Genomic DNA, 19,087 nt, shown 5'->3' with positions numbered 1-19,087 from the left:
AAATAAGACGATGAGAGAGATACGCGAGAATCGGCGGACGCAATGGTGCCGTCCTCGCGAACCTAGCGCGGCTGAGCGCCCGCCACCTTGCGTCCCAGCCAAATGGCCGTGCCCCATAGCGCCCCGAAAACGACACCGAGGAAGAACATGGCCGGCACCATGAACCCGGTCGCGATGATCAGCACCTGGAGGACCGTGCCCGCGTGGACCGCCCACGGGAAGCGCAGCAGACCGGCCAGCACCACGCAGGCGGCGGCCAGCCCGCCGCACACGCCGCCGGCGGTCGCCCCGCCGACGTCCAGCACCGTCACCGCCACCGGGATCGCGAGCGCGATCACGATGGCCTCGCACGCCAGCACCGTGGCGAACAGCCTGCGCGCCGGGTTCGCGGCGGTCCGCGCGCTCATGCCCGTCACCGGCCTTCCTCGACGCGCAGCAGGGTGCGGGCGTCGCCCGCGGTGACCACCGAGCCGGTGATCAGCACGCCGGCGCCCCGGTACTCGCCGGTCTCCTCGGCCAGCCCGATCGCCCGGTCGATGGCGTCGTCCAGCCGCTCGGCGACATGGACGCGGTCGGCGCCGAAGATCCCCTCGGCGATCTCGGCCAGCTCCTCGGGCGGCATCGAGCGCGCCGAGGAGCTGCGGGTGACCACCAACTCGGCCAGCACGGGTTCGAGCTGGTCGAGGACCCCGGCGACGTCCTTGTCGGCGGCGATGGCGAGGACCCCGGCGAGCCGGGTGAAGCCGAACGACTCGGTGACCGTCGCGACGGTCGCGGCCATCCCGGCGGGGTTGTGCGCGGAGTCCAGCAGGACGGTCGGGCCCGTCCGGGCGACCTCCAGCCGGCCCGGCGAGGCCGACTTGGCGAAGCCGCTGCGGACCAGGGCCGGGTCGAGCTGCCCCTCCTCGCCGCCGAGGAAGGACTCGCCGGGCGCGATCCGGGTCGCGGCCTCCAGGTTCGGCTCGCCCCGGGTCGGCGCGCCGCCGGCGAACGCCTCCACGGCGGCCAGGGCCGTCGCGGCGTTGCTCGCCTGGTGCTCGCCGAACAGCGGCAGGAAGATCTCGTCGTAGACGCCGTGCAGGCCCCGCAGCGAGATCTGCTGGCCCCCGACGGCGACGTCCCGGCTGAGCACGCCGTACTCGACGCCCTCGCGCGCCGCCGTCGCGCCGGTCTCCACGACCCGCCGCAGCAGCACCTCGGCGGCCTCGACCGGCTGCTGCGCCAGCACCGCCACCGCGCCCGGCTTGATGATGCCCGCCTTCTCCCCGGCGATCTGCTCCAGCGTGTCGCCCAGGTAGCGGGTGTGGTCCAGGCCGATCGGCGTGATCACCGCGACGGCGCCGTCGGCGACGTTCGTGGCGTCCCAGACGCCGCCCATGCCCGCCTCGACCACCGCCACGTCGACCGGCGCGTCCGCGAACGCCGCGAAGGCCATCGCGGTGAGCACCTCGAAGAACGACAGCCGGGCCCCGTGCTTGTCGTCGACCAGCTGGAGGTAGGGCGACACGTCGTTGAACGCCTCGACGAAGCGCTCCTCGCTGATCGGCTCCCCGTCGATCGCGATGCGCTCGCGCAGCGTCGTCAGCTCGGGGCTGGTGTAGAGCCCGGTGCGCAGGCCGCGCTCGCGCAGCAGCGCCTCGACGAGCCGGGCCGTGGTGGACTTGCCGTTCGTCCCGGCGATGTGGATCACCGGGTACGCGCGGTGCGGCCCGCCCAGGACGTCGACGAGGTCGGCGATCCGGTCGAGGGTCGGGTCGATCTCCCACTCGACCCCGCGCTCCATGATCGCGCCGACGGTGGCCTTGTAATCGGACGGCTCGGATACCTGACTCACGGTCTCAGAGCCTACTCGGCGGTGGGCGCACCTCCGTCCGGGCCCACACCGGAGACGGCTCACACTGGGGACGGCCCACACTGGAGACATGGAGGTGTTCTTCCGCGAGTGGGAGCGGCGCGCCCCGGGCGAGACCCGCGACGTCGGGCGGGCCCGCGCCCTCGCGAGCGCACTGGGCCTCCTGGCGCCGGGCGTTCCCGTCCTGACGGTCGTCGGCTCCAAGGGGAAGGGGACGGCGGCGACCTACGCGTCGGCCTTCCTCGGGGCCGCAGGGCTCCGCGTGTGCACGGTCACGAGTCCCGGGCTGCGCAGCAACCGCGACCGCATCAGGGTGGACGGCCGCGCCGTCTCCGCCGAGGAACTCGCCTCCCTGGCGGACGTCCTCGGGGAGGCCGTCGCCGCGCTCCCGCCCCCGTCCGGCGGCTACCTGTCGCCCTCAGGACTCTTCACGATCGCGGGCGTCCTGCACGCGCGCCGCGTGGGTGCGGACGCGCTGGTCCTGGAGGCGGGCATGGGCGGACGGTCGGACGAGGTCGCTCTGTTCCCGCCAGACGTCGCCGCGATCACCCCGGTCTTCCGGGAGCACGCCGGCGTGCTCGGCGACACCCCGGCGGAGATCGCCGAGGAGAAGGTCGGCGTCGCCGGGCCGCGCACGCGCGTCCTGTCGGCGCCGCAGTCGGCCGAGGTCGCGCGGGTCCTCGGCGCCGTGGAGTTCGTCGGGCCCGGAGGCAGCGGGCTCCCCCCGGACCTGCTTCCCGCCGGTCTCGGGCGCGCGGCGGCCGAACTCGGCGTGGTCGCCGCCCGCCGCCTCCCCGGGGCGGGCGAACCCGCCGCCGGGACGGTGCGGGCCGTCCTGTCCTCGATCGTCCTGCCCGGCCGCCTGTCCTGGCACGCCGTGCCCGGGACGGCCACGCGGCTGCTGGTCGACTCCGCGATCGACCGGGCCGGAATCGCCGCCGCCCTCGGCGCCGCCCGGAAGGCCTGGGGGACGATCGACCACGCCGTGGTCTGCCTCCCCGACCACAAGGACCTGTACGGCGCCGTCGCCGCGCTGGGCGCGCTGCCCGTGACGTTCGTCCGGCTGCCGATGCCGCACCTGCGGTTCACCCGCGCCCTGCCGCCCCACTGGGACGTGGTCGGGCCAGCCGCCATCACACCCGAGTCGCTCGCGACGCTAGGGCACCGCGTCGTCGTCCTCGGCACGGTCTACTTCACCGGGATCGTCCTGGACGCGGTAGGCGCCGACACAGAGCGCCTCTACGTCACTTCGACTTCTCGACGTCCTTCCTGATGCGGTGCATCAGATCGGCCATCAGGGGGAACTGCGGGTTCACCGTGGGCCGGTTGGACGCGATGACGCCGAAGGAGTCCTTGGTGGCCCACGCGCAGTAGGTGTGGGTCTCGGCGAGGACGGCGAACGTGCCGCAGACCGCCTTGCCGCCCTTGCGGCCCGGATCGGCGTCCTGACCGGCGATGAACGTGCTGGGCTGCGTCGCCTGAAGGAAGTCGGCGGGATCGCCGATCCGGCCCGTCCCGCCCACGAACAGCACGTTGACCTTGCGCACCGGTTCCTCGGTGTAGACGGCGAGGCCGTTCTTGGCCACCGGGACGCCGCCCGCCTCGACCGCGCCCGCGACGAAGGGGTACGCGACGCTCGCCTGCGGCGAGGTCAGCGGATCCTTGTGCAGCCCCCCGGCCGTGGGACCCGCGTTGACCACTTTCTTGGACGGCCCGGGGCCGGCCGCAGTCCCGGCCTCCTTGACGACGCCGCCTGTCCGCAACGCCAGCATGCCCGCGACGAGCAGCAGACCGGCGGCCACGACGGCGCCCGCGGCCAGCAGGAGCTTCGGCATGCGCCCACCGGCCCCCGGCGGCGCGCCGGTGACCTGCGGCAGCGGGCCGGTGCCGCCGCGGATGACGCCGTGCGGGCCCGTGCCGACGACCGGAAGCGCCCCCGACCCGTTCGCCGAGACGGGCATCGCGTGCGGGCCCGTTCCGTTCCTCGGCATGGCCTGCGGGCCGGTGCCGTTCACCATCGCGTGCGGGCCGGTCCCGTCGCCGATGTCGACCGACCACCAGGGGCGCGCGCCGCCGAAGGGCGAAGGGGCGGGCTCCGGTCCGGAACCGTCCTCGATGACCTGCGCCGCGTCCAGGTCGTCGCCGGACGCGGAGTCCGACGTGCCGGACCGAGGTGGTGAATCGGCCATTGCACTCCCGAAGGTTCATCTACCGCAAAGGCCCACAGGCCCTACCGGATCGTAACTGCGGCGGGCACCGCCGCGCCGACGGATCGCCGTGTCAGCACCGGTGTCAAGGGCGGCCCGGCCGGCCCGCCGCGCCGGGGTCAGCCCGCCGGGAGCGCGGCGAGCTGGGCCTCCAGCCTGCCGATGTCGGACTCCGCCTGGGCGAGCCGGTCGCGGTTCTTCGCCACGACCGCCTCCGGCGCCTTCGCCATGAACGCCTCGTTGCCGAGCTTGCGCCGCGCCTGGTCGACCTCCTTGCGGGCGGCGGCCAGATCCTTCTCCAGCCGCTTGCGCTCCGCCGCCACGTCGATCACCCCGGCGGTGTCGAGGTGCACCTTCACGTCCTCGACCGGCAGGGACGCCGTCGAGGAGAAGCCGTCCTCCGGCTCGGTGAGGCGCAGCAGCGCGCGGATGCCGTCCTCGTGGCGGTGCAGGGCGGAGCCGTTCCACTCGATCCGCGCGGCGACTCGCTGACCCGGCTTGAGGCCCTGGTCGGCGCGGAACCGCCGCACCTCGGTCACCATCCGCTGGAGCGAGCCGACGAGCTCCTCGGCGGCGCCGTCGCGCCGCGCCGGGTCGGCCGCCGGCCACGGCGCGGTGACGACCGTCTCCGCGCCGGTGAGGGACGTCCACAGCTCCTCGGTGACGAACGGGACGACCGGGTGCAGCAGCCGCAGCAGGTTGTCGAAGACCTCGCCGAGCACGCGGCGGGTCGCCTCGGCGCGCCCGTCGGCGAGCTGGACCTTGGCCAGCTCCACGTACCAGTCGCAGACCTCGTCCCACGCGAAGTGGTAGAGCGCCTCGCACGCCTTCGCGAAGTCGAACGCCTCCAGGTGCGCGTCGACCTCGGCGATCACCGTGTGCAGCCGGGACAGCACCCAGGCGTCGACCGTGGAGAGCTCGGCGGGCATGGCGCCGCGGGTGTGCGCGCCGTTGATGAGCGCGAACCGGGTCGCGTTCCACAGCTTGTTGCAGAAGTTGCGCGAGCCCTGCGCCCACTCCTCGGCCACCGGGACGTCGCCGCCCGGGTTCGCGCCGCGCAGCAGCGTGAAGCGGGTCGCGTCGGCGCCGTAGGCGTCGATCCAGTCGAGCGGGTCGATGACGTTCCCGAACGACTTGGACATCTTCTTGCCGAACTGGTCGCGGACCATCCCGTGCAGGGCGATGGTGCCGAACGGCTGGACGCCGTCCATCGCGTACAGCCCGAACATCATCATGCGGGCGACCCAGAAGAACAGGATGTCGTAGCCCGTGACCAGGACGGACGTCGGGTAGAAGCGCTTCAGGTCGGGGGTCTCGTCCGGCCAGCCGAGCGTGGAGAACGGCCACAGCGCGGAGGAGAACCACGTGTCGAGGACGTCGGAGTCCTGCGTCCACCCGGCGGGCGGCTCCTCGTCAGGGCCCGGGCAGGCGACCTCGCCGTCCGGCCCGTACCAGACCGGGATCCGGTGCCCCCACCACAGCTGGCGGCTGATGCACCAGTCGTGCATGTTGTCGACCCACTCGAAGTAGCGGGACGCCATCTCCGGCGGGTGGATCTTGACGCGGCCGTCGCGGACGGCGTCGCCCGCGGCCCGCGCCAGAGACTCGACCTTGACGAACCACTGCAGCGACACGCGCGGCTCGACGACCGTGGAGCAGCGCTGGCAGTGCCCGACCGAGTGCTCGTACGGGCGGACCTCCTTGACGATCCGGCCCTGCTCGCGCAGCGCGGCCACGACCGCCGGGCGCGCCTCGAACCGGTCCAGCCCCTCGAACGGGCCGGGCGCGGTGACGTTGCCACGCTCGTCCATGACCGACAGGGACGGCAGCGAGTGCCGCCGCCCGATCTCGAAGTCGTTCGGGTCGTGCGCGGGGGTCACCTTGACGGCGCCGGTGCCGAACGCGGGGTCGACGTGCTCGTCGGCGACGACCGGGATGCGGCGGCCGGTCAGCGGGAGCTCGATCTCCCGGCCGACCAGGTGCGCGTACCGGGCGTCGTCCGGGTGGACGGCCACGGCGGTGTCGCCGAGCATCGTCTCGGCCCGGGTGGTCGCGACGACGATCTCGTCCTCGCCCGACCCGTACCGGATCGAGACCAGCTCGCCGTCGACGTCCTCGTGCTCGACCTCGATGTCCGACAGCGCCGTCAGGCAGCGCGGGCACCAGTTGATGATGCGCTCGGCGCGGTAGATCAGGCCGTCGTCGAACAACCGCTTGAAGATCGTCCGGACGGCGCGGGCGCGGTCGTCGTCCATCGTGAACGCCTCGCGCGTCCAGTCGACGCTGTCGCCGAGCCGGCGCATCTGGCCGAGGATGCGGCCGCCGGACTCCGCCTTCCACCGCCAGACCCGCTCGACGAAGTCGGCCCGCCCGAGGTCGTGCCGCGACAGGCCCTCCTTGCCCAGCTCGCGCTCCACCACGTTCTGCGTGGCGATGCCCGCGTGGTCCATGCCCGGCACCCACGCCACCTCGTGGCCCTGCATCCGGCGGCGCCGGACGAGGGTGTCCTGGATGGAGTGGTCGAGGGCGTGGCCCATGTGCAGCGAGCCGGTCACGTTCGGCGGCGGGATCACGATGGAGAAGGCGGGACGCTCCGGCGCGCGCTCGGGGTCGGCGGTGAACAGCCCCGCCGATACCCACCGCTCGTAGAGCCGGCCCTCGACATCGGCCGGCCGGTACTGGGTGGGAAGGTCGACGTCCGCGGCGGCGCCCTGGCCGCGCTCAGTGCTGGGCTGTGTCACGGCTGACGATTCTACGGGGACGCCGGGGGTGGACGGCCCCGGGGACGGCCGGTCGCGCCGAGGAAATCCCGCGCCGGGCGGCCCTCGCCGCGCACCGCACGTCCATGCAGATCACCCTGATCCGGTCGACCGGAACCTCCGCCCGCCCGCCCGTCCTGTGACCGGGCCGTGGCCGCGATCGCCGCGCGGCCCGGCCTGCCGCCCGCCGGACACCGGCCTGGCCAGCGTCATGCGCAACGTCCGCGACACGCGGTCGGACGGGGCAGAGAGCGTTTTCCCGCCGCGGTCGGGACACTGGTCACCTGACACCGGGTCGCCCCGCCGGAAAGGCTGGCGGCGAAGCTCCTCGACGGCGGGGCGGAGGGAGAGGGACGGGATGCGAGCGGTACTGGCACGCGCCACCGTGCTGGCCGGCGCGTTCACAGCGGGGGCCGTGGCGGCACGTGCCGCGACCATCCCTCACCTCCGCCGTCTCACCGCCGACCTGCAGCGCTCCAGGGAGCGCATCCTCGCCAGCCGGGAGGAGGAGCGCCGCCAGCTGCGGCACGACCTGCACGACGGGCTCGGGCCGACGCTCGCCAGCCTCGCCATGTCGCTGGACGCGGCCCGCATCACCCTCGCCGGCGAGCCGGAGCGGATGGACCCGCTGCTCGCCGAGGTCCGGGACCGGCTGGCGACGGCCGTCGGGGAGATCCGGGACCTGGCGCACGGGCTGCGGCCCCCCGCGCTGGACGACCTCGGCCTCGTCGCCGCGATCGAGTCGTTCGCCGAGGGCTGCTGCGAGCGGGTGGACGTCCGGTTCGACGGCGAGCCCGCGGGGCTGCCGGCCGCGGTGGAGGTCGCGGCGTACCGGATCGTGCAGGAGGCGCTGACGAACGTCCGGCTGCACGCCCCCGAGAGCACCGCGACGGTCAGGCTGACCCGCGACGCCGACCTCCACCTGATGGTCGCCGACACCGGGCCCGGCCTGCCGGACGCCGCCCGCAACGGCGGCCAGCCGAGGCCGCGGCGCGGCCTGGCCGCGATGAAGGAGTGGGCCGCCGAGGTCGGCGGCAGCTGCGCCATCACGTCCCGCAACGGCGGCGGGACCGTCGTCACCGTCCGCCTCCCGCTCGCCGCCGCCCGGATCGCCGCCGGGTATCATCGTCCCTCGATCGGAAGAGACGGGCGGCGATGACCGAGACCATCCGGGTGCTCATCACCGACGACCACCCGGTGTTCCGGCAGGGGCTGAAGGGGCTGCTGCAGGCGCTCGGGGTGGAGGTCGTCGGCGAGGCCGAGAACGGGCCGGGCGCGGTGCGGCTGGCGGCGGAGCTGCAGCCGGACGTCGTCATCATGGACCTGCACATGCCCGGCGGCAACGGCATCGAGGCGACCCGCACCATCACCCGCACCAGCCCGCGCATCGGCGTGCTGGTGCTGACGATGTTCCGCGACGACGACTCGGTCTTCGCGGCGATGCGCGCCGGCGCCCGCGGCTACCTGCTGAAGGAGTCGGGCGCGGAGGAGATCGCCCGCGCCGTGAAGGCGGTCGCGGCGGGCGAGGCCATCTACGGCCCGGAGATCGCGCGCCGCGTGCTCACCTACTTCACCGAGCTGCCCGACCCGCGGCAGGCCGCGTTCCCGCAGCTCACCGAGCGGGAGCGGGAGGTCCTCGAACTGATCGCGCAGGGCCGCAGCAACACCGAGATCGCCGGGACGCTCTACCTGAGCCAGAAGACCGTCCGCAACCACGTCTCGAACATCTTCATGAAGCTGCACGTCGCCGACCGCGCCCAGGCCATCGTCCTGGCCCGCGAGGCCGGCCTCGGCGAGTCCCGCGGCTGACGTCCCCCGTGCGGGGCGGCGCGAACCGGCCCGGACCGTCCCCGGCGGACGGCGCGTCAGCCGCCCGCACGGGTCAGGAAGGCCCGCACCCCGGCGCGCCGAGGCAGCCCGGGCACAGGGCGCAGGATGCCCTCGCGCACGGCGAGCGCCGCGGCCTCGGTCCGGCTCGAAGTCCGGGTCTTCTGCAGGACGTGCTCGACGTGCTTGTGGATGGTGCGCGGCGACAGGACGAACTGCTGGGCGATGACGTCGTTGGACATCCCCATCGCCAGACGGGTCAGGACCTCCACCTCGCGGCAGGTCAGGCCGTACGGCACCACGGCGGGCCGCGTATGGACGAGCACCGCCCCCGGCAGGCGGACGGGAAGCTCGGGTGAGAGCAGCCCGACGCGGTGCCACGTCCGGTCGAGGGGCCAGAGGGCGTGAAGCCGTCGTCCGCCCGCCCCCCCGAACTCTCCGACGACCTTCCGGAAGGCGCCGTCCTCCAGCACCTGCGGCCGCTTCCGCTCCGGCACCGGCACGACGCGGTCGCCGGACACGAGGGCGACCCGATCCGAGGGCCGCACTCCGCCGGCGTGGACGGCGCGCCCGGCCACGTCCGCCACCGCGGCCAGCGCGGGCATGAGGGACGCGAGCAGCCGGCGTCCCCGGGTGTCGAACGCCCCGTGACGTCCGCTGGAGAGGTGCACGAGGCCCACGTACCGCCCGTGGCGCCGCAGGGCCCCCGTCATTCCGTCCCGGAATCCCGCGGGCTCCACGTGCTCCTCGTAGAACCAGCCGCGGCGGAAGCTCTGGCTCGGCTCCTCGGAGATGGACGGAGGCGTCTCGGAGTTGAGCACGTCGTCGAACCAGGGGGTGCGGGCGAAGTCGACGGCCAGCGAGCGCGCCGTCTCGGCGGTGTAACCCAGCCCGGCGACCTGGCGGTGCTCCCCGTCGAACGGATCGACCGCGATCAGGGACGCGGCGTCGCCTTCCACCACCTCGTTCAGCAGGCGCAGCATCTCCTGGCGCGCGTGGACCGCGTCGGGCTCGTGGACCAGCATGCCGATCTCGGCCGCGAGCGCGACATGCCGATACGTGGGCATGACACCTCCTGGCCGCGCGCGGTCGGGCAGCGAGCCACGACGAGAGTCCCGAACCTATGGTGCGGACGGGTGCCCGGACAAGATCTGCCGGCATCACGATCCGTAGCCGCGCACGCCCCGGCGCGCCGGGGCGGGGCCGGCCCCGCGCCGGTCGGGCGACTCCGCAGTTCTACGGATGTCCCGGACGCCCGGCCCGCGATCCCATAACGCGACCGGGCCCGCAGGCGGACCTGCGGCGACCGGTGCCTCCACTGGGCAATGCGCCCTCGTCACCGGAAGAGGAACGAGCGATGGCCACGGGCTACCTGTACCACGAGATCTTCGGCTGGCACGACACCGGATCGAACGCCGGCCTGTTCGGGGCGGACCCGGCGGCCGGGCTGCAGCCCTACATGCACATGGAGAACGCCGAGACCAAGCGGCGCATCCACGAACTGATCGTCGTGTCCGGGCTCATCGACCGGCTGGAGCGGGTGCGGCCGCGGCACGCCACGGAGGAGGAGATCCTGAAGGTCCACACCCGGGACCACCTGGAGCGGATCAGGACCGAGAGCGGGTGGCCGAAGGGAGGCGACGCCGGGGACGGCTTCAGCCCGTTCGGAAAGGGCGGCTACGAGATCGCGACCCTGGCGGCCGGCGGCGTCATCACGATGGTCGAGGCGGTCGTCAACGGCGACGTCGCCAACGGGTACGCCCTGGTCCGCCCGCCCGGTCACCACGCCGTCGCGGGAAGCGGCATGGGGTTCTGCATCTTCGGCAACCTCGCCATCGCCGCACGGCACGCCCGCGACGTCCTCGGAGTGCGGCGCATCGCGGTCGTCGACTGGGACGTCCACCACGGCAACGGGACGCAGTCCTTCTTCTACGGCGACCCGGACGTGCTCACGATCTCGTTGCACCAGGACAACTGCTTCCCGCCGGACAGCGGCGCGCTCACCGAACGCGGCGATGACGCCGGTTTCGGGTACGCGCTGAACGTCCCGCTGCCTCCCGGAACCGGTGACGGAGGCTACCTCTACGCCATGGACCAGGTGGTGGCGCCGGCCCTGCAGCGGTTCCGGCCGGATCTCATCCTCGTGGCCTCGGGCTTCGACGGCAGCGCGATGGACCCGCTGGCCCGCCAGCTGCTCACCTCCATGGGTTACCGGACCATGACGCGGCGGCTCATGGACGTCGCCGAGGACGTGTGCGCCGGCCGGATCGCGATGTCGCACGAGGGCGGTTACAACCCGGTGTACGTGCCGTTCTGCGGTCTGGCGGTCATCGAGACCCTGGCCGGCGCCGAGCCCTTCGACGACCCGTTCCTGCCGGTGGTCTCCGGCATGGCGGGCCAGGACCTCCAGGCGCACCAGAAGGCCCTCGTCGACGAGGTCGCGGCGCTGGTCGGCGACATCGCCCCCGGCCCGGCCGCCTAGCGGCGGGCGAGCGCCCAAGCCCCTTCCCTGGCTCGCTCAGCGGGCCGCGAAGGCTCCTTGACCGGCTTCGAAGACCAGCGCGGCGAAGCGTTCTCCGATGCGGCGGTGGCTCTCGGGGGCCGGGTGGACCTCGTCCGGCAGGGGCAGCTCCGCGTAGTCGGCCTCGCCGTAGAGCGCGCGGCCGTCGAGGTAGTGCAGGTGGGGATCGTCAGCGGCGCGCCGGTCGGCGATGCCGGCCAGCGCGTCCCTGATGACCGTGAGCGTCAGGCGCCCGCTCGCGACCTCCGCCGGGTCGCCCGTGGCCCGGAACCGCAGGCGCGGCGCCTCGGGGTCGAGGGCCAGAGGCCCCGGCGTGTGCTCCTGGACGGGGCACAGGATCGGCGAGACGAGCAGCAGCGGCGTGTCGGGGTGCCCCTCGCGGACGGTGTCGAGGAAGCCGTGCACGGCGGGCCCGAACGTGCGCAGCCGCATCGCGTCGGCGTTCGCGACATTGATGCCGATCTTGAGGCTGATCAGGTCGGCGGGGGTGTCGCGGATGGCGCGCGCGGTGAACGGGTCGAGCAGCGCGTTGCCGCCGAAGCCCAGGTTGACCAGGTTCACCCCGCCGCGGGTGGCGGCCACCGCGGGCCAGGTGGAGGTGGGGCCGGCGGCGGTGGAGCCGTGGCTGATCGAGCTGCCGTGGTGCAGCCACACGGGGCGCCCGTCGTCCGGGACGGGCTCGACGGGGGCGTCGGTGCGCAGTGCGATCAGCTCGGTGGGCTCGACCTGCGGCAGCCAGATCTCCACGTTCTTGGCCTCGGCGGCCAGGCCCGCGAACCGCAGGGTGCCGGGCTCGCCCGGCCTGGTGACCGCCTTCTGGGTCGCCATGTCGATGACGGTCAGGTTGCCGCCGGGAACGCTGCCCCGGCCCGCCGGGCGCCCGTCGATCACAAGGTCGTAGAGGCCGTCCGGCTGGGGCGGGGTGCCCTCGTAGGCCCGTTTGGTGGGCAGCACGTCCAGTTCCACGGCGGTGGCCCGGGTGCGGAAGGCCAGCCGGACGCCGGACGGCTGCTCTTCCGTCCTCGCGAGGTACTCGTCCGGGAACTGTGCGCGCGCGGCGAGGGGCAGCCGGTGCGGCAGCACTCCGCGCCCGGTCCGCTCCAGTTCGAGCGCGCCGCGCACGAGGCGCGCGTCGATGGGGGTGGTGGTCCACTCGGTCATGTCCGCCTCCTAGTTTCCTAATACAATTAGGCAGCAACCAAGTTACTCTAGGTTCGGAGGACCCATGGCACGCGCGGGCATCACCGCCGAGCGCCTCGCCCGGACGGCGGCGGAGCTGGCCGACGAGATCGGCTTCGACCGGCTGACCGTCTCGGCGGTGGCGCGCAGGCTCGGCGTCAGGGACCCGAGCCTGTACGCGCACATCGAGAACGCGCGGGAGCTGAAGGTGCGGGTCGCGCTGCTGGCCCTGGAGGAGCTGGCCGACCGGGTCGCGGGCGCGGTGGCGGGGCGCGCGGGCAAGGACGCGCTCGTGGCGTGCGCCGGCGCCTACCGCGCCTACGCGGCGGAGCATCCCGGACGGTACGCGGCGGCCCGCTTCGGCCTCGACCCGCAGACGGCCGCGGCGAGCGCCGGGCCCCGGCACGCGGAGATGACGAGGGCGATCCTGCGCGGATACGACCTTCCCGAACCCGACCAGACGGACGCGGTGCGCTTCCTCGGCAGCGTCTTCCACGGCTACGTGAGCCTGGAACTGGCGGGCGCGTTCGGCCACACCCCCCGCGAGGCCGACGCGTCCTGGGCCTGGGCGCTGGACACGGTCGACTTCGCCCTCAGAAACCACCCGTCCCGCAAGACCACCTCAGGCGGAACGCGAAACTAGCCGGAACGCCGAGAGCAGCGGTGCCCCGGGGGCGTCCGCTGCTCTCGTGCGTTTTCAGGCTCGTGCCGTGCCGGCCCGGTGCGGCGTCAGGCCGACTTCTCCCGCGGCTCGCGCTTGGGGCGGTCGCGCGGGACGAGGGTCGGATTGACGTGCTCCAGGACCGCCTCGCGGGTGATGACGACGCGGGCGACGTCCTGGCGGCTCGGCACCTCGTACATCACCGACAGGAGCACCTCCTCCATGATCGCGCGGAGGCCGCGAGCCCCGGTACCGCGGAGGATGGCCTGGTCGGCGATGGCCTCCAGGGCGTCGTCGGTGAACTCCAGGTCGACCCCGTCGAGCTCGAAGAGGCGGTGGTACTGGCGGACCAGCGCGTTCTTCGGCTCGGTGAGGATGTTGATCAGGGCCTCGCGGTCCAGGTTGTGCACGGAGGTGATCACCGGGAGCCGGCCGATGAACTCGGGGATCATGCCGAACTTCAGCAGGTCCTCGGGCATCACGTCGCCGAGCACGGCCGAGGACTCCTCGAAGTCGGACTTGGAGCGGATCTGCGCCCCGAAGCCCATGCCCTGCTTGCCGACCCGGGACTCGACGATCTTCTCCAGGCCGGCGAACGCGCCGCCGCAGATGAACAGCACGTTCGTGGTGTCGATCTGGATGAACTCCTGGTGCGGGTGCTTGCGCCCGCCCTGCGGCGGGACGCTCGCGGTGGTGCCCTCGAGGATCTTCAGCAGCGCCTGCTGGACGCCCTCCCCCGACACGTCCCGGGTGATCGACGGGTTCTCGCTCTTGCGAGCGATCTTGTCGACCTCGTCGATGTAGATGATCCCCGTCTCGGCCTTCTTGACGTCGTAGTCGGCCGCCTGGATCAGCTTGAGGAGGATGTTCTCGACGTCCTCCCCGACGTAGCCCGCCTCCGTCAGCGCCGTGGCGTCCGCGATGGCGAACGGCACGTTGAGGAGCTTGGCGAGCGTCTGCGCGAGCAGCGTCTTGCCGGATCCGGTGGGACCGAGGAGCAGGATGTTGGACTTGCCCAGCTCGACCATGTCGTCACGGCCGGTGTCACCCGACTGGATCCGCTTGTAGTGGTTGTAGACGGCGACGGACAGTGCCTTCTTCGCCGTCTCCTGCCCGATGACGTAGGAGTCGAGGAACTCGTAGATCTCCCGCGGCTTGGGCAGGTTGTCCCACTTGAGGTCGGAGGTCTCGGACAACTCCTCCTCGATGATCTCGTTGCAGAGATCGATGCACTCGTCGCAGATGTACACGCCCGGACCCGCGATGAGCTTCTTGACCTGCTTCTGGCTCTTCCCGCAGAACGAGCACTTGAGCAGGTCACCACCGTCGCCGATGCGTGCCACCCAACCGTCTCCTTTTCGTGGGGCCGCCAGCCTTGGAGGATGCGGCGCAGCTGGTCTGCGTCCCGGAGGCTCACGACGTCGGGTTCGACGTTACCGCCTCCAGCGGACTTGGAAAGCCCCTCGCCCGGAAGTGTGACGACCGGGCTGGGGGACTCCCTCGTCCTCGTGCCGTCTCAGGACGACACTACCTCGGCCTTCCGCTTCCTGCTGGCGAAGACGTCGTCGATGAGGCCGTAGTCCTTGGCCTCGGCCGCCGTGAGGATCTTGTCGCGCTCGATGTCGCGGCGGACCTCCTCGATGCCCTTGCCGCTGTGCTCGGCCAGGATCGACTCCAGCAGATCGCGGATCCGCATGATCTCGCGCGCCTGGATCTCGATGTCGCTGGACTGGCCGTAGCTGCCCTCGGTCGCGGGCTGGTGGATCAGGATCCGCGAGTTGGGCAGCGCCGCCCGCTTGCCCGGCGTCCCGGCCGCGAGCAGCACCGCCGCGGCGGACGCGGCCTGGCCGATGCACACGGTCTGGATGTCGGGCTTGACGAACTGCATCGTGTCGTAGATCGCCGTCATGGCGGTGAACGAGCCGCCCGGCGAGTTGATGTAGATGCTGATGTCGCGGTCGGGGTCGATCGACTCCAGCGTGATCAGCTGGGCCATCACGTCGTTGGCGGACGCGTCGTCGATCTGCACGCCGAGGAAGATGATCCGCTCTTCGAAGAGCTTGTTGTACGGGTTCATCTCCTTGACCCCGTACGTGGTGCGCTCGACGAACGACGGAATGATGTAGCGGTCGTCGACCGGCCTTGGAGAGCCGCCCGCGAACGCGCCGGGCCGGACCGTATCGCCGAAACCGGGTCGGATGAGGTCGCTCACTGTGTGCCTCCGAATCGTTGTGAGGTCGTCAGGAGACGGGGCCCTCGGAGGGCACCTGGTTGGCGCTGAGCACGACGTGGTCGACGAACCCGTAGTCCTTGGCCTCGTCGGCGGTGAACCAGCGGTCCCGGTCGGAGTCGCGCTCGATCTGGTCGAGCTCCTGGCCGGTGTGCTCGGCGATCTTCTCGGCGAGCGTCTTCTTCACGTACAGCATCTGCTCGGCCTGGATCTTGATGTCGGAGGCGGTGCCGCCGATGCCGCCGGACGGCTGGTGCATCATGATCCGCGCGTGCGGCAGGGCGTACCGCTTGCCCCGGGCGCCCGCGCACAGCAGGAACTGGCCCATCGAGGCGGCCAGGCCCATGCCGACCGTCACGACGTCGTTCGGGACGTACTGCATGATGTCGTAGATCGCCATGCCCGCGGTGACGGAGCCACCTGGCGAGTTGATGTAGAGCGTGATGTCGCGGCGGCCGTCCTCGGCCGACAGCAGCAGGAGCTCGGCGCAGATGCGGTTGGCGATGTCGTCGTCGACCTGCTGGCCGAGGAAGACGATGCGCTCGCGCAGCAGCCGCTGGAACAGCTGGTCGCCCAGAGGCAACAGGGGCGCCTCGGCGACCCGCGCCTGGATCCGCGACGACTCGTCGAAAGTCGGAGGCATGCTCACCGGGTGTTCCTCCGGTCCTTTTAATCGGTTCGGATGATTGGACATTAACGCGCTCACGGGCCCACTCACGCCCAGGGGCCCGGCTTTTCGCCAGGGGCGTACCCGGCGCGGCCCGGGCGACTCGCACGTTGCGGACGATCTTCGCCGCCGGAGCCGGCCCGGCGGGCCCCCGCTCAACGCGCACGCCCCGCACCCGTCGTACGGATGCGGGGCGTGCCCGGTGCTTCGCGGACGTCCGGAGAAAGCTCTAGGCGTCCTTGCCCTTGCCGTCCTGCTCGTCGGCAGCCTCTTCGGCCGGGGCCTCCTCAGCGGCGGCCTCAGCCGCCTCCTCGGGGGCCTCCTCCGGCGCGCCGCCCTCGGCCTGCACGGCGGCGGTCTCGTCGGCGGCGTCCTCGGCGGCGTCCTCGGCCTGGACGGTCTCGCCGTTCAGCTCGCGCTGCACGGCGTCGACGTCGATCTCGTTGCCCGACTCGTCCTTGACCGTGACGTGCTCGACCACGAGGTTCAGCGCCTTGCTGCGCAGCACCTCCGAGACGATCGCGGGGAGCTGGTTGTTCTGCGTCAGGTACTCGGCGAGCTGCTGCGGCTGCACGCCCATCTGCATCGCCTGCGAGACGACGTACTCGCTGAGCTCCTCGTTCTCGACGTTCAGCTCCTCCTGGACGGCGAGCTGGTCGAGCACGAAGCCGCCCTTGACCGCGAGCCGGGCCGCGTCGGCGACCTCGGTGTCGAACTCCTCGGCGGTCTTCTCCTCTTCCTTGAGGTAGTCGTCCTTGGTCATGCCCGCCATCTGGAGCTGCTGCTCCAGCTGCTGGTTGCGGCGGTCGATCTCCTCGTCCACGACCTTCTCGGGGAGCGGGATGTCGACCTTCTCCAGGAGCGCCTCGAGGGCCTTGTCGCGCGCCTCGGACAGCTGCTGCAGCTTCACCTGGCGGCCGAGCCGGACGCGCACGTCCTCGCGCAGCTCGTCGATCGTGTCGAACTCGCTGGCGAGCTGGGCGAACTCGTCGTCCAGGTCGGGCAGGTTCTTCACCTTGACGCTCTGCACGGTGACGGTGATCTCGGCCTCCTCGCCGGCGTGCTCGCCGCCGACCAGGGTGCCGGTGAAGGTCTTGTCCTCGCCCGCGGCGAGGCCGACGATGGCCTCGTCCAGGCCCTCGATCGCGGAGTTGCTGCCGACCTCGTAGGAGTAGCCGGTGGTGGAGGCGTCCTCGATCTCCTCGCCGTCGATCCGCGCGACGAGGTCGATGGTGGCGAAGTCGCCGTCCTCGGCCGCGCGCTCGGCGCCGGTGAGCGAGGCGAAGCGCTCGCGGAGGTTGTCGATGGTCTCGGCGACCTGCTCGTCGTCGACCTCGGCGTCCTCGACGACGACCTCCAGGCCGTCGTAGTCGGGCACCTCGAACTTCGGCCGGATGTCGACCTCGGCGGTGAAGGCGAACTGGGTGCCGTCCTCCAGCTCGGTCACCTCGACGTCGGGCTGCCCGAGCACGAAGATCTCGGACTCCTCGACGGCGCGGCCGTACAGCTCGGGAAGCGCGTCGTTGACCGCCTCCTGGAGGACCGCGCCCCGGCCGACGTACTTGTCGATCAGCGGGGCGGGAACCTTGCCGGGCCGGAAGCCCTTGATCCGCACCTGCTGCGAGATCTCCTTGTACGCCTTGTCGAGGTTCGGCTTGAGCTCGTCGAACGGAACCTCGACGGTGAGCTTGACCCGCGTGGGGGTCAGCTCCTCGACATCGGTCTTCACTGGGGTCGGTCTCCTTGATCGGGCGCTGTCTCGGCCGCGGCGGTCGACGCGTTCTCTTCCTCTTTACGTGCGAGCCCTCGGCCTCCACGCAGCGGGCTGCGCCGTGGTGCTCGGCCGGTCAGTCTCTCAGCGGCGCGGGCACGCCGAAATACGGCTCCGCGCCTTCGCGCGGCCAAGTCTATGGGGTAGCGGCGCCGTCTGCGGACATCGGAGGCCCGCAAGCCCGGCGAATCCGCGTCAACGCCGCCGCACGGGCAGTGACATGGAGCACCGGGACCCCCATACTCGTCCGGGATGAACGGGATAGCCGCGGCCTTCAGTGCGACCGGTCTCTACTACCTCGGGTTCGCCGTGTTCAAGCTCGCGGCGGACCGGATGCCCGCGGTACGGGGCAACCGCATCCCGCACATGGTGTGGACGATCGTGACCAACTGGGTCTTCCTGATCGCGCTCGGGATCGTGCTCGGCGGGCTCGGCCTGCAGATCCTCGCGCTGCGCAACCTCCCGCTGTCCACCGCGGTACCGATCTTCATGTCCGGCATCGTGCCGCTGCTGCTGATCGCGCTGGTGTTCTTCGGCGAGCGGCTGACCCCGCGCGAGTGGCTCAGCCTGGTGCTGATCGGCGCGGCGATCCTGCTGCTGACCGGGTCGCTGCGGGGGGACGAGCCGATCGGCTCGGCGGACGCGCCGCTGTGGAAGATCGCCGCGGTGGTCGCCCCGGCGGTGCTGGTGCCGGTGCTGATCCTGGTCCTCGGCGACCACCGGCCCGACGGCCGGCACGCGCGCCCGGTGACCGGCATCGCCTACGGGCTGAGCTCGGGCTTCCCGGTCGGCACCGCCGAACTGGCGATCAAGGGGTGGAGCGACGACGCGCACGCCACGAGCCTGCGGATCGCCGCGACGCCGTGGCCGTACCTGACGGTGCTGGCGGCGGCCATCGGTTTCGGGATCATGGTCATGGCGTTCCAGCGCTGCCGGGTGTCGATCGTGGCCACCGTGATGACGGTGAGCGCGAAGACCTACCTGCTCACGATGGGCACGTTCCTCTACGCGGAGCCCTGGCCGCAGGACGTGGCGCGCTCGGCGATGCGGCTGGGCGCGCTGGCGCTCGGCGCGGTCGCCGTCCTGCAGTTCCCACGGCACCGGCCGGTTCCGGACGGGGCCGACGCGTCCTCCGCTGAGGCGCCGGACGAGGCGGACCCGTTCGGCACGGCGGTCGGCGGGCCGGTGCTGGGCGGGCCGAGGCTCGACCAGGCGTACCACCAGGCGCCGCAGGTGCCGCCGCAACGCTCCCCGTACGCGGGGGACCCGCTCGGCCAGGGACCCTACGACCGGACCGAGGCTCCCGGGCCCGAGACGGCGCCGCCGCAGCCGCGCCGTCCCGTCCGCCCGGAGCGCCCGACGGAGACTGGCTCGGACGGGCGCTGGCGCGGCTTCGGCGACGGCTGAACGGCG

At 72.3% G+C, this 19,087-nt stretch carries 16 protein-coding genes; 6 read left to right on the top strand and 10 right to left on the bottom strand.

What is annotated here, in order from left to right; translation table 11 throughout:
• Positions 1-62 precede the first annotated feature (62 nt).
• Together AB0C84_RS30640 and AB0C84_RS30635 are read right to left on the bottom strand one after the other, a co-directional pair.
• Positions 63-407 carry a DUF4233 domain-containing protein gene (locus AB0C84_RS30640; protein WP_361073318.1) on the bottom strand — a complete coding sequence of 115 codons (345 nt, stop codon included), beginning with the start codon at positions 405-407 and terminating at the stop codon, positions 63-65.
• 5 nt (positions 408-412) lie between these two features.
• Positions 413-1,783 carry a folylpolyglutamate synthase/dihydrofolate synthase family protein gene (locus AB0C84_RS30635; RefSeq protein ID WP_258942679.1) on the bottom strand — a complete coding sequence of 457 codons (1,371 nt, stop codon included), beginning with the start codon at positions 1,781-1,783 and terminating at the stop codon, positions 413-415.
• A gap of 139 nt (positions 1,784-1,922) precedes the next feature.
• On the opposite strand from AB0C84_RS30635, the gene AB0C84_RS30630 reads away from it, so the two are divergent.
• Entirely contained in the window at positions 1,923-3,125 is a 1,203-nt protein-coding gene (locus tag AB0C84_RS30630) for a hypothetical protein (protein ID WP_361073315.1), read from the top strand.
• Here the strand turns inward: AB0C84_RS30630 and AB0C84_RS30625 are convergent.
• The gene (locus AB0C84_RS30625) at positions 3,097-4,041 is read right to left on the bottom strand and encodes a hypothetical protein (RefSeq protein WP_361073312.1); all 945 of its coding nucleotides are present in this window, start codon (positions 4,039-4,041) and stop codon (positions 3,097-3,099) included. The genes AB0C84_RS30630 and AB0C84_RS30625 overlap by 29 nt on opposite strands.
• Positions 4,042-4,178: 137 nt before the next feature.
• On the bottom strand, positions 4,179-6,800 hold the full coding sequence (locus AB0C84_RS30620; RefSeq protein ID WP_361073309.1) for a valine--tRNA ligase: 2,622 nt from the start codon (positions 6,798-6,800) through the stop codon (positions 4,179-4,181).
• A 376-nt stretch (positions 6,801-7,176) separates the two neighbouring features.
• On the opposite strand from AB0C84_RS30620, the gene AB0C84_RS30615 reads away from it, so the two are divergent.
• Complete coding sequence (locus AB0C84_RS30615) at positions 7,177-7,977, top strand: sensor histidine kinase (protein WP_361073306.1); 801 nt, start codon at positions 7,177-7,179, stop codon at positions 7,975-7,977.
• Positions 7,974-8,627, top strand: coding sequence for a response regulator transcription factor (locus tag AB0C84_RS30610; protein ID WP_179847060.1), 654 nt, complete (start codon positions 7,974-7,976; stop codon positions 8,625-8,627). The genes AB0C84_RS30615 and AB0C84_RS30610 overlap by 4 nt, the downstream gene beginning before the upstream one ends.
• Positions 8,628-8,683: 56 nt before the next feature.
• On the opposite strand, the gene AB0C84_RS30605 is transcribed toward AB0C84_RS30610, so the two are convergent.
• Positions 8,684-9,712 carry a LuxR C-terminal-related transcriptional regulator gene (locus AB0C84_RS30605; RefSeq protein WP_361073302.1) on the bottom strand — a complete coding sequence of 343 codons (1,029 nt, stop codon included), beginning with the start codon at positions 9,710-9,712 and terminating at the stop codon, positions 8,684-8,686.
• A 290-nt stretch (positions 9,713-10,002) separates the two neighbouring features.
• Between AB0C84_RS30605 and AB0C84_RS30600 the strand changes: the two genes are divergently transcribed.
• A complete protein-coding gene (locus tag AB0C84_RS30600; protein WP_361073300.1) occupies positions 10,003-11,127 on the top strand; it encodes a class II histone deacetylase in 1,125 nt (374 codons plus the stop codon).
• Positions 11,128-11,163: 36 nt separating this feature from the next.
• On the opposite strand, the gene AB0C84_RS30595 is transcribed toward AB0C84_RS30600, so the two are convergent.
• Positions 11,164-12,327, bottom strand: coding sequence for an SGNH/GDSL hydrolase family protein (locus tag AB0C84_RS30595; protein ID WP_361073297.1), 1,164 nt, complete (start codon positions 12,325-12,327; stop codon positions 11,164-11,166).
• A 64-nt stretch (positions 12,328-12,391) separates the two neighbouring features.
• On the opposite strand from AB0C84_RS30595, the gene AB0C84_RS30590 reads away from it, so the two are divergent.
• Positions 12,392-12,988 carry a WHG domain-containing protein gene (locus tag AB0C84_RS30590; RefSeq protein WP_361073294.1) on the top strand — a complete coding sequence of 199 codons (597 nt, stop codon included), beginning with the start codon at positions 12,392-12,394 and terminating at the stop codon, positions 12,986-12,988.
• Between the two features lie 86 nt (positions 12,989-13,074).
• Here the strand turns inward: AB0C84_RS30590 and clpX are convergent, their stop codons facing one another.
• The 4 genes from clpX to tig all read right to left on the bottom strand — a co-directional run bounded on the left by clpX (position 13,075) and on the right by tig (position 17,632).
• A complete protein-coding gene (clpX, locus tag AB0C84_RS30585; protein WP_361073291.1) occupies positions 13,075-14,349 on the bottom strand; it encodes an ATP-dependent Clp protease ATP-binding subunit ClpX in 1,275 nt (424 codons plus the stop codon).
• 173 nt (positions 14,350-14,522) lie between these two features.
• Positions 14,523-15,128 (bottom strand): ATP-dependent Clp protease proteolytic subunit, encoded by a 606-nt coding sequence (locus AB0C84_RS30580; protein ID WP_361073388.1) that lies wholly within the window; start codon positions 15,126-15,128, stop codon positions 14,523-14,525.
• Positions 15,129-15,246: 118 nt separating this feature from the next.
• Positions 15,247-15,879 (bottom strand): ATP-dependent Clp protease proteolytic subunit, encoded by a 633-nt coding sequence (locus AB0C84_RS30575; RefSeq protein WP_141587275.1) that lies wholly within the window; start codon positions 15,877-15,879, stop codon positions 15,247-15,249.
• Positions 15,880-16,132: 253 nt separating this feature from the next.
• A complete protein-coding gene (gene tig, locus AB0C84_RS30570) occupies positions 16,133-17,632 on the bottom strand; it encodes a trigger factor (RefSeq protein ID WP_361073288.1) in 1,500 nt (499 codons plus the stop codon).
• 294 nt (positions 17,633-17,926) lie between these two features.
• Here tig and AB0C84_RS30565 point away from each other — a divergent pair, with 294 nt between their 5' ends.
• Positions 17,927-19,081, top strand: coding sequence for an EamA family transporter (locus AB0C84_RS30565; protein ID WP_361073285.1), 1,155 nt, complete (start codon positions 17,927-17,929; stop codon positions 19,079-19,081).
• Positions 19,082-19,087 lie beyond the last annotated feature (6 nt).

The sequence above is a fragment of the Actinomadura sp. NPDC048955 genome (assembly GCF_040649435.1).
GTDB classification, from domain to species: domain Bacteria; phylum Actinomycetota; class Actinomycetes; order Streptosporangiales; family Streptosporangiaceae; genus Spirillospora; species Spirillospora luteofluorescens.
The sequence above is the reverse complement of the archived record's forward strand: the minus strand, read 5'-3'. Positions and strand labels throughout refer to the sequence as shown.

What these genes read in the sequence shown, in the direction of transcription:
- AB0C84_RS30590 (WP_361073294.1), top strand. Translation starts at nt 12,392, where the DNA reads ATGGCACGCGCGGGCATCACCGCCGAGCGCCTCGCCCGGACGGCGGCG.
- AB0C84_RS30640 (WP_361073318.1), bottom strand. Translation starts at nt 407, where the DNA reads ATGAGCGCGCGGACCGCCGCGAACCCGGCGCGCAGGCTGTTCGCCACG.
- AB0C84_RS30600 (WP_361073300.1), top strand. Translation starts at nt 10,003, where the DNA reads ATGGCCACGGGCTACCTGTACCACGAGATCTTCGGCTGGCACGACACC.
- AB0C84_RS30630 (WP_361073315.1), top strand. Translation starts at nt 1,923, where the DNA reads ATGGAGGTGTTCTTCCGCGAGTGGGAGCGGCGCGCCCCGGGCGAGACC.
- AB0C84_RS30610 (WP_179847060.1), top strand. Translation starts at nt 7,974, where the DNA reads ATGACCGAGACCATCCGGGTGCTCATCACCGACGACCACCCGGTGTTC.
- AB0C84_RS30625 (WP_361073312.1), bottom strand. Translation starts at nt 4,041, where the DNA reads ATGGCCGATTCACCACCTCGGTCCGGCACGTCGGACTCCGCGTCCGGC.
- AB0C84_RS30605 (WP_361073302.1), bottom strand. Translation starts at nt 9,712, where the DNA reads ATGCCCACGTATCGGCATGTCGCGCTCGCGGCCGAGATCGGCATGCTG.
- AB0C84_RS30635 (WP_258942679.1), bottom strand. Translation starts at nt 1,783, where the DNA reads ATGGAGCGCGGGGTCGAGTGGGAGATCGACCCGACCCTCGACCGGATC.
- AB0C84_RS30615 (WP_361073306.1), top strand. Translation starts at nt 7,177, where the DNA reads ATGCGAGCGGTACTGGCACGCGCCACCGTGCTGGCCGGCGCGTTCACA.
- AB0C84_RS30565 (WP_361073285.1), top strand. Translation starts at nt 17,927, where the DNA reads ATGAACGGGATAGCCGCGGCCTTCAGTGCGACCGGTCTCTACTACCTC.
- AB0C84_RS30595 (WP_361073297.1), bottom strand. Translation starts at nt 12,327, where the DNA reads ATGACCGAGTGGACCACCACCCCCATCGACGCGCGCCTCGTGCGCGGC.
- AB0C84_RS30575 (WP_141587275.1), bottom strand. Translation starts at nt 15,879, where the DNA reads ATGCCTCCGACTTTCGACGAGTCGTCGCGGATCCAGGCGCGGGTCGCC.